The organism is Pseudomonas reinekei (assembly GCF_001945365.1).
Classification (GTDB): domain Bacteria; phylum Pseudomonadota; class Gammaproteobacteria; order Pseudomonadales; family Pseudomonadaceae; genus Aquipseudomonas; species Aquipseudomonas reinekei.
Window position 1 is genome coordinate 473,500 of sequence record NZ_MSTQ01000003.1, and the last position, 8,947, is coordinate 482,446.

The 8,947-nt window shown below is 58.9% G+C and carries 6 protein-coding genes and 1 rRNA gene; 3 read left to right on the forward strand and 4 right to left on the reverse strand.

Annotated features, from left to right (window positions below):
• Window positions 1–160: 160 nt before the first annotated feature.
• Genes mksB through mksF form a run of 3 tightly spaced genes read left to right on the forward strand, consistent with a single transcriptional unit; the run spans window position 161 to window position 4,969 of the window.
• Window positions 161–1,441, forward strand: a complete 1,281-nt coding sequence (gene mksB / locus BVK86_RS06915; protein ID WP_162279050.1) for an Mks condensin complex protein MksB — start codon at window positions 161–163, stop codon at window positions 1,439–1,441.
• On the forward strand, window positions 1,431–2,132 hold the full coding sequence (mksE, locus tag BVK86_RS06920) for an Mks condensin complex protein MksE (protein ID WP_034149629.1): 702 nt from the start codon (window positions 1,431–1,433) through the stop codon (window positions 2,130–2,132). The genes mksB and mksE overlap by 11 nt, the downstream gene beginning before the upstream one ends.
• Window positions 2,129–4,969 (forward strand): Mks condensin complex protein MksF, encoded by a 2,841-nt coding sequence (mksF, locus tag BVK86_RS06925; RefSeq protein ID WP_075945716.1) that lies wholly within the window; start codon window positions 2,129–2,131, stop codon window positions 4,967–4,969. Before mksE ends, mksF begins: the two co-directional genes overlap by 4 nt.
• 71 nt (window positions 4,970–5,040) lie before the next feature.
• Here mksF and BVK86_RS06930 read toward each other — a convergent pair whose 3' ends face one another.
• The 4 genes from BVK86_RS06930 to rrf form a co-directional block, all read right to left on the reverse strand.
• Window positions 5,041–7,344, reverse strand: coding sequence for a PqiB family protein (locus BVK86_RS06930; RefSeq protein ID WP_075945717.1), 2,304 nt, complete (start codon window positions 7,342–7,344; stop codon window positions 5,041–5,043).
• Complete coding sequence (locus BVK86_RS06935; RefSeq protein ID WP_075945718.1) at window positions 7,337–7,960, reverse strand: paraquat-inducible protein A; 624 nt, start codon at window positions 7,958–7,960, stop codon at window positions 7,337–7,339. The genes BVK86_RS06930 and BVK86_RS06935 overlap by 8 nt, the downstream gene beginning before the upstream one ends.
• The gene (locus tag BVK86_RS06940; protein ID WP_075945719.1) at window positions 7,947–8,606 is read right to left on the reverse strand and encodes a paraquat-inducible protein A; all 660 of its coding nucleotides are present in this window, start codon (window positions 8,604–8,606) and stop codon (window positions 7,947–7,949) included. The genes BVK86_RS06935 and BVK86_RS06940 overlap by 14 nt, the downstream gene beginning before the upstream one ends.
• 147 nt (window positions 8,607–8,753) lie before the next feature.
• A 5S ribosomal RNA gene (rrf, locus tag BVK86_RS06945) occupies window positions 8,754–8,869 on the reverse strand.
• Between the last annotated feature and the right edge of the window lie 78 nt (window positions 8,870–8,947).

An 8,947-nucleotide genomic window follows, 5' to 3' on the forward strand; every position in this document is an offset into this window, starting at 1 on the left:
CTAAAGTGTGCTGATTCTACCGCCGTTCGCTCAAGATCGCCTGCTGTTGATCGATTGACTTCACCCATAGAAAAAACGACAGCCTGTCCCGAGAGTGAATCGCATTGCCTCCGATGCAGTACAATCGCCGCTTTTAATCGCCAACCAGCCGGCCATTCCGATGATCGAACCCAAGCGCGTCTTGCGCGCCCTCGCTGAACACTGGGCACTTCTGGAGCCACTGTGCGAGCACTTCGACCAAGGCACACTGAGCCTCAACGAACTGCGTTCACAGTTGGCCTCCCAGCAACTCGACAGTACGCCGCAGGACATCACCAGCCTGCTGGACGTATGGATTCGCCTCGATATTCTGGTTCCCGTGGCGAAAAGCCCGAACCGTTTCGAGCTCAATGCGCAAATTCACGACTTCCTCGCCTATCTTCGCCGCGAACATCGTCTGGGCCTGTGCCTGGAGATCGAAGCCTATCTGCGCCACCTCGAGCGTCTGGCCGGTTACATCCAGGACGCGTTCGATATTCGCGATGGCCATGACCTGGCTCGTCAATTGCGTCTGCTCGACATGCGCGTGCGTGACGTGCTGAAAAAACTCGATAACGACGAACAGGCACTGGTGGCCGTCGCCGAACGGGCGAAAACCAGCGACCGGCAGATACCCCTGCGTCAGCGTTATGCGGAAGTGCTGGCGACCTGGGACGAATACGTCGAGCCAATGATTGATCTGGTGAACGCCGACGGCGCCTTCGAACAAGGCGTGCGCAAGGTCGAAACCGTGCTGCTGAAGATGCTCAGCGAACAGCAACGCCTCGGTCACCTGGTCGACGACGACATGCTGTTGCGTACCCACGCGCGCATCCTCGAAATGCAAACCAGCGCCCAGTTGACCCTGCGTCACGCCCGCGAACTGCTGCTGCCGCTGCGTGAAGAAGCGCGCCGGCACAACGCGGTGACCCGTGGGGCGGCGTTGGCCCTGTCGATGATCCGACGCAAGGGCATCGACGCCGTGCCGCAAGCGGCCATGCCGATGTTCACCCGACCGCAGAGCACCTTTCTCGGCAGCGCCAGTCAGGTCGAGGCCTACGTGTACGCCCTGGCCCGTTTCGAGCCGAAACCCGCGCGCTTCCCCAAGGCACACAAGACCCACAAGGGCGGCGATGCTCCACGCGCGCCGCGCACGGTCCGCGAAATGCTCGACCGCTGCGAAGACGCTCTGCCGATGCCGGACCTGATGACCTGGCTGCTGGAGCAGGAACCCGACGGCGCCACGGACGAATTGCTGTACTGGTTCTCGCGCCTGTCCCGGGAAAAACGCTTCAAGCGTGAGCGTCTGGAACGTCGCGACTACTTCACACATGAGCACCAGGTCAGCCTGCGCTCCTTCGCCCTGCTCTCGGCCGGCGACACCGCCGCCGAGGATTCTGCGAGCACTCCTTATGCATCTTGATCTATCCGAACTGTCCCATCTGGCACCGATCTTTCGCGAACTGTTCAAGGGTTACCACGTCAGCCGCCGCGATCCGGAGCTGTACGCACAGTTGTCGAACTTTCAGGACCAGTACCGCACGCTGTTCAAGGCCCTGGGCTTTGAACTGGTCTGCGACACCCGTGGTTTCTATTACTTCGTGCCGGACCTCGCGGCGGCGGCGGTGAACAAGACTGCCCAGCGTCTGGCGCTGTTCACTTTCATCCTCGTCGAGCACCTGGCCGACCAGGGCCGCGACCCGATCGCCGTGCTCGACGGCGGCAGCCTCGGTCGCGATGAACTGCCGTCGCTGCTGGAAAAGTACCGCGACCTGTTCATCCAGGCCGAAGTGCAGACCCAGGACGAGCTCGAAGAAAAGATCATGCGTCGCATGACCCAACTCGGTTTCGCCAGCGAAGAAAACGGCGTCTACCGTTTCCTGCCGCCGATGCACCGTTTCCTCGACGTCTGCCTGTCTGTTCAACAAGACCGCGATCTGGCCGCCAGCCTGCACAGCGTATTGCCACTGCCTGTGCCGGTGCTGATCGACGAAGACAGTGACGAAAAGCTGCTGCAGACCGACGATCCACTGGACCTCAGTGAGTTCGAAGGTGAAAGCGAAGAAGACGCCCTGGCCCGCGCCATTGCCGAAGAACAGGAGCTCGACGCATGAGCAAGGAACGTTACGGCATCCGCCGCTTTGCCCTCTTGAACACCGCCGGCTACAGCCTCGGCCTGTTCCCGCTGGAAGAACCCTTGTCGGTCTACGGCGCGAACAACCTCGGTAAATCCGCCTCGATCAACGCCCTGCAGTTTCCGATTCTGGCACGCATGTCGGACATGAGTTTCGGCAAATACAGCCTGGAACAATCCCGGCGTTTCTACTTCGCCTCGGACACCAGCTACATTCTCGTAGAAGTCTCGCTGCCCCACGGCCCACACGTGATCGGCGTGGTCGGGCGCGGCCCGGGCGGTGGTTTCGGTCACCAGTTCTTTGCCTACGCGGGCAAGCTTGATCTGGCTCATTACCAAAAGAACGACACCTGCCTGCGCCAGAAAGAATTGTTCACCAACCTTGAGCGTGAAGGCCTGAAAGCCTATGAACTCAAGCCTGACGAGCTGCGTCGTCTGCTCGTCGGTGGCCACACGTCGATTCCGCTGGACCTGACACTGATCCCGCTGCGTTCCACCAGCGAACAGAGCCTGAAGACCTTCCGCGCGCTGTTCATCAACCTGCTGCACATGCGCGAAATCACCGCGGCCAAGCTCAAGCAACTGTTCCTCGACGCCTTCGAACACAGTCTGCGTTCCGGTAGCGTCGATTACATTGCAGCGTGCGAAGAAGCCTTCCGCGATGTACGACGGATGGAGCAGGACTACAACTCGCTGGTCGCCGCCGGTCCGCTCGTCGAAGCCCTGGCCAATGGCGTGAAACAGCGCGACATCCTGCGCGGCAAGCTGCACCGGATTTCGCCACTGCTCGACTCCCTGCTGGGCACCTGGTCGGACTACGCCAGTGCGCGCAAGGAAGAGCTGACCATTCAGGCCGAGCACTACCGCAACGAACAGGATGCCCTGCAAAACGATCAGCGCGGCGGCACCCAGGAGTTGATGCGCCTGGAGCGGGAAATCACCGGTATTCAGCGCTGGCTCGGCGAACTGGCGGTGCTCAAGCATCGCTTTGCCCTGGTCGATGACGTCAAGGTGCTGGAGCAACAACTGCTTGCGGCCAAGGACGCTCACGATGAACTGGCCGGCGCGCTGGCACAGTCCCGTCAGTTCAGCGCCGAAGACCTGGAAGAACGTCTGCGGGATCTGGAAAAACGCCTGAAGTCGGTCAAGCAGCAACTCGATCACGCCGACAACAACAGTTATGCCCGCCTGCGCGAAGAGTTCTCGCAACAGGACGTCGAGCGTCTGATGCGCCTGTTCAACAGCGCGCTGTTCAGCCTGCCGTTGGGCGAGCACGGCATCACCCTGGACGAGAACGGCGACTGGGTTAAATCCGTGGAGCTGATCCTCGACGGTTTCAAAGGCGAGCGTTTCGAAGTGCCGGGCCTGTCCATCGACCTCTCGCACATCGAGCCCCCTGCACTGCAAGCACTGGCCGACCGTGCGGCGTTGCGCGATCAGAAAGAGCGCCTGGAAAAAGAACTCAAGCAGCTGAAAACCCAACAAGCCGTGGCTGCCGACCGCGCCGCGAGCAAGACCCAGACCGAAGCGCTGTACCAGCAGGTACTGGATGCACAGAAGGCGCTGGAAGATTTCCGTCGTGCGCAAACCCTGAGTGCCGAGGAAGACGACAAGCTGGAACAACTGGCGCAAATGGAAGCTGCGCAGGACGAATTGAAGCGCTCCAGCGACGCCTTCACCGAGCGCGTCCAGCAACTGTCGGCCAAGCTGCAACTGGTCGGTCGCCAGATCGGCGACATGGAAGCCAAGCAACGCACCCTTGACGACGCCCTGCGCCGTCGCCAATTGCTACCGGCGGACCTGCCGTTCGGCACGCCATTCATGGACCCGATCGACGACTCCATGGACAACCTGCTGCCGTTGCTCAACGACTATCAGGACAGCTGGCAAGGCCTGTTGCGCGCCGATGGACAGATCGAAGCGTTGTACGCGCAGGTGCGCCTCAAGGGCGTGGCCAAGTTCGACAGCGAGGACGACATGGAGCGACGCCTGTCGCTGCTGATCAACGCTTACGCGCACCGCACCGACGAAGCGCTGACGCTGGGCAAGGCCCGTCGTGCCGCTGTGACCGACATCGCCCGGACCTTGCGCAACATCCGCAGCGACTATGACAGCCTCGAGCATCAACTCGCACTGTTCAACCGCGAAATCAACAAGCGTCAGGTGTCCAACCTGCAGAGTTTCCGCATCGTGCTCGCGCCGAACAAGGAAGCGCTCAAGCACATCGACCAGATCATCCACAGCGCGGGTCAGTACGAAGAAGGCGAAACCCTGTCGGTGTTCGACCTGAGCCAAAGCGCCGAGCAGGACAACAAGAACGAAGAGGCCAAGGAATACCTGGCTCGGTTGGTGGCAGCCAACCACAACCAGCTCGGCCTGAAAGACTTGTTCGAACTGGCGTTCGAGATCACCAAGGTCAATGGTCAACCAGTGATCCACACCGACATCGACGGCGCCGCCTCCAACGGCACCACCATGACCATCAAGGCGCTGACCAACATGTACTTGTTGCTGCACTTGATGGACCGCGACCTGGCCGGGCGTGTGCGCTTGCCGTACTACCTCGACGAGGCCGCGGACATCGACGAGAAGAACCAGGCTGCATTGCTGGAAACCAGCCTGCAACTGGGCTTCGTGCCGATCCTGGCGAGCGTGAAGCCGCAGGTCTGCGCCAGCGTCGCCATCGACCTGGAAGGCGGCAGCGGCCCGGCCGGCATCTACATCGACGAGGCGGACTGGAAGTACATCCGTCGTCACGATCAGGTAAAGGCGACGCTCAACGAGCAGGCCGATGAACCAGAGATGGATGCGGTTTGATCCGGCCTGGTTGATGGCAATAAAAAGGCCGCGATCCAATGGATCGCGGCCTTTTTCATTTCTGCTTGAACCTACTTGCCGAGGGAAATTTTCGGCGCCCAGGTCAGCCATTCCTCTTCAAACTTGTCGAACAGCGGGAACGTTTGTTCTGGCCGCGCAACACTGCCCATCCGCTCTCCGTCCGGTGTGGCAAACGCGACGCCACCCTGAATCATGGTTTCCAGCGACTCGGTTCTCACCGTCGCGCCTTTAAAAAGGCCGACATCAAAATCAAATCCGCTGGTGTTCCAGAATCGCGTACCGCTGCGCACCAACGGCGCGTATTTAGGCTCGATCAGGATGTGGATCAGCACGCGATCCGCCGTCTGACCCAGCTCATACCCGGTCACCTTACCGACCGTGATTTCGCGATACGTCACCGGCACACCCGCTTTCAGCGAACCTCGGCGGGCAGCACTCAACACCAGACTCAACCCGGCTTCGGCCTTGGCGGTTTCAGGCGGGGCGGGCAGGGCCACGAAGTTCTTCTGCGGGCCGAGGTTCTTCGCGGCCGGCTGCACTTCGATGTACTGCCCGGTCACCAACGTCTCAAGGTTCGATGTCTTGATCAGCCCCAACTCAGGCTTGACCACCCAGAACTCACTGCCAACCCGCGCAATGCGCTCAGGCACTTCCGAGATGCGTGCCGTCAACAGTACCGATTGCAGATCGTCACTAAGGTCAACATTCTCGATCTTGCCGACATCCAGCCCCTTGAAGCGGACCGGTGTACCTGCCCGCAAACCATCAGCGCGATCAACCTTGATCGTGATCACCGCGCCTTTCTGATTGGCTTCCTCGTGACTGGCGAACAAGCGGAAACGCGGGATCCGCTTCTGCAGTGGCGCCTTGGCTTCCGGCGTTTCAAAGGCAATGCCGCCAGCCATCAGGCTTTGCAGTGACTCACTCTTGACCTGAATCCCGCCGGTCAAACCGCCAGTCAGCGTGATACCGCTGGCATTCCAGAACCGCGTCGAGGCATTGACCAGGTTTTCGTATTCCTTCTCGATGTGGACGCCGATCACCAACTGGTTTCTTTTGCGCGAGAACTGGTAGCTCTGCACGGACCCCACTTTCACCTGTTTGTAGAGAACCGGGCTGCCGACTTCCAGCGAACCAAGATTCTCGGTGAACAACACCAGGTGCAGGCCCGGCGAGCGCAGGTCCAGCGGCGGTGCCTTGGGCCGCGCAACGAACTCGCGTTGCGGCGCGGCGCCTTTGTCACCGGGGCGCACAGCAATGTAGTTACCTTTGACCAGTGCCTCCAGGCCCGTGATACCTGCCAGAGAAATGGACGGCTTGACCACCCAGAACTGCGTACCGTCGACCAGATAATCCTCGGCGAGCGGGTCCAGGGTCAATTCGGCGCTCGCTCCGGATAGATCCGGATCGACCTTCAGGGCCTTGAGCGTGCCGACCTGAATCCCTTTGTACATTACCGGCGTGCGGCCAGCCTGCAGCCCTTCGAAGTCACTGAGCTTGACCTTGACCTTGATACCTGCTGCCGCCGCATCGAAATCTTCATAAAGGCGGAACGGCAAGCTCGGATCGGTGGGCGGGCTGTCCTTGCGATTTTCCGGGGTGGCAAACGCGATACCCCCTGCAACGATACTGGCCAGGGACTCACTGCGGACCTTCACACCCGACAGATTCGCGTCGATGCTGATGCCGCTGGCATTCCAGAAACGTGTATGTTTGCGCACCAGTTTGGCGTAAGTCGGCTCAATGAACACCTTGAGCTCAACGGTACTCTGGTCTTCTGAGAGCACGTAACTCTTGATCTGCCCGACTTTGATCTGTTTGTAGAACACGGGACTGCCGCGGTTCAAAGAACCGAGGCGATCGGCTTTGATCGTGAGGTGCAAGCCTGGCTGGGCATCGGAAAGCGGTGGCTCTTCGGCCAGCGCCTTGAACTTGCGAGTGGGTTCGCCTTCACCGGGGCTGATTGCAACATAGTTACCCGAAACCAGCGTTTCCAGGCCCGTGATACCGGCCAGCGTCACACTCGGCTTAACCAGCCAGAAACGCGTGCTCGTCCGAAGATACTGCTCGACATCTTTGTTCATCTCGACGGTGGCGATCACGCCTTTGGAGCTGCCTTCGTCGTCAAGCTTGAGGGTTTTCACCTTACCAACCGGCATGCCTTTGTAGACGACTTCGGTCTTGTTGGCCTGAATGCCTTCACCGCTTTCGAAACGCACCTGAATCTCGAGGCCGGTTTCATTGTAGGCACGCCAGCCAAGCCAGCCGCCGATGATCAAGGCGATCAAGGGCAACACCCAAATGGCAGACCAGTTCGAGGCCGGTCGGGTTTTCGCTACGGGCAAATCAGTCATGGTCGTCGTCCGACTCCGTATTATCCCAAATCAGTCGGGGATCGAAAGTTACTGCGGCAATCATCGTCAAAATCACCACACTGGCAAAAGCGACGGCGCCAAGATTGGCTTCGATACTGGCAAGCCGCCCGAAGTTCACGACCGCCACCAGGATGGCGATCACAAAGATATCGAGCATCGACCATCGGCCGATGAATTCAATAAAGCGGTACATCCAGATTCGCTGGCGGGCAGACAGTGGTTGGCGGCGCTGCACCGAAAACAGCAGCAGCCCGATCCCCACCAGCTTGAACGTGGGGACCAGGATACTGGCGATAAACACCACAGCTGCAATGGGGAACATTCCGTAGTGAACCAGTTCGATCACACCGGCCATGATCGTGCTGGGTGCGCCTTTACCCAGTGAGTTGACGGTCATGATCGGCAACATATTGGCGGGGATGTAAAGAATGGCGGCCGTAATCAGCAGGGCCCAGGTCCGCACCAGGCTATTGGGGCGGCGGGCATGCACCAACGCACCGCAACGAGTACAGACCTGCACATCGGTGACAGCTTCCTGCCTGTTCAACTCATGACATTCCCCACAAACCAGAATGCCTGCATCAATCGCCCGCATGGGCATCCTCTCCTGATAACGCCTGCCAGATTTGGTGAGGCGACATGACCACCTCCAACCAGACCTGGACCAGTAACAACGCGATAAAGCACGCCAAACCGAGACCTACGGTAATTGCTGCCATATCTGCAAGCTTAACAATCGCCACCAGTACGCCGATGAGGTAAACCTCGAGCATTCCCCAATCGCGCAAGTGGTGATAAATGCGATAGAGCAGCAAACCGTAACTGCGTCCGATATTGAAACGGATACTCAACAATACGAGCAGCTGGCACAGCAGTTTGAGCAGCGGAATTGCCATGCTGCACAGGAACACAACCACTGACACGCTTTGCATGCCTGAGTCATAAAGCGCGACAACACCGCTCCAGACAGTGTCTTGTGACGATTGTCCGAGTAGATTGAGCTGCATGATGGGTAAAAAGTTCGCCGGGATGAACAACAGCAGGGCCGCTATGACCAAGGCGAGACTACGTTGCACGACATTGTGACGATGGGCATACAGTTCGTAGCCACATCGCGGACACAGGGCTTTCTCGCCATGAGCGAGCCTGGGCTTACGCATCAGCAAGTCGCACTCATGACACGCAACCAGATTTTCTAGTGGTAATTCTGACAGCCCTTGGGCGTCAACCGGATCTGGCATAAGCGCTCTGACTCTGAAAAAGGTGAACCTATTCTAGTGTCCTGGGCGGAAAATAACTGTGCAAATTTGTGTTGTCGCTGATCGGCACTTTTTCTACGCGCAAAACAAAACCCCAACTGCTTTCGCAATTGGGGTTTCGGAATTTAATCTTGACGATGACCTACTCTCACATGGGGAAACCCCACACTACCATCGGCGATGCATCGTTTCACTTCTGAGTTCGGGATGGGATCAGGTGGTTCCAATGCTCTATGGTCGTCAAGAAATTCGGTGTGCCGACTCGTCTTTCGACGCTTCAGCAAATTGGGTATGCGATAGTCTTGCGGTTTTGTGAACGATAC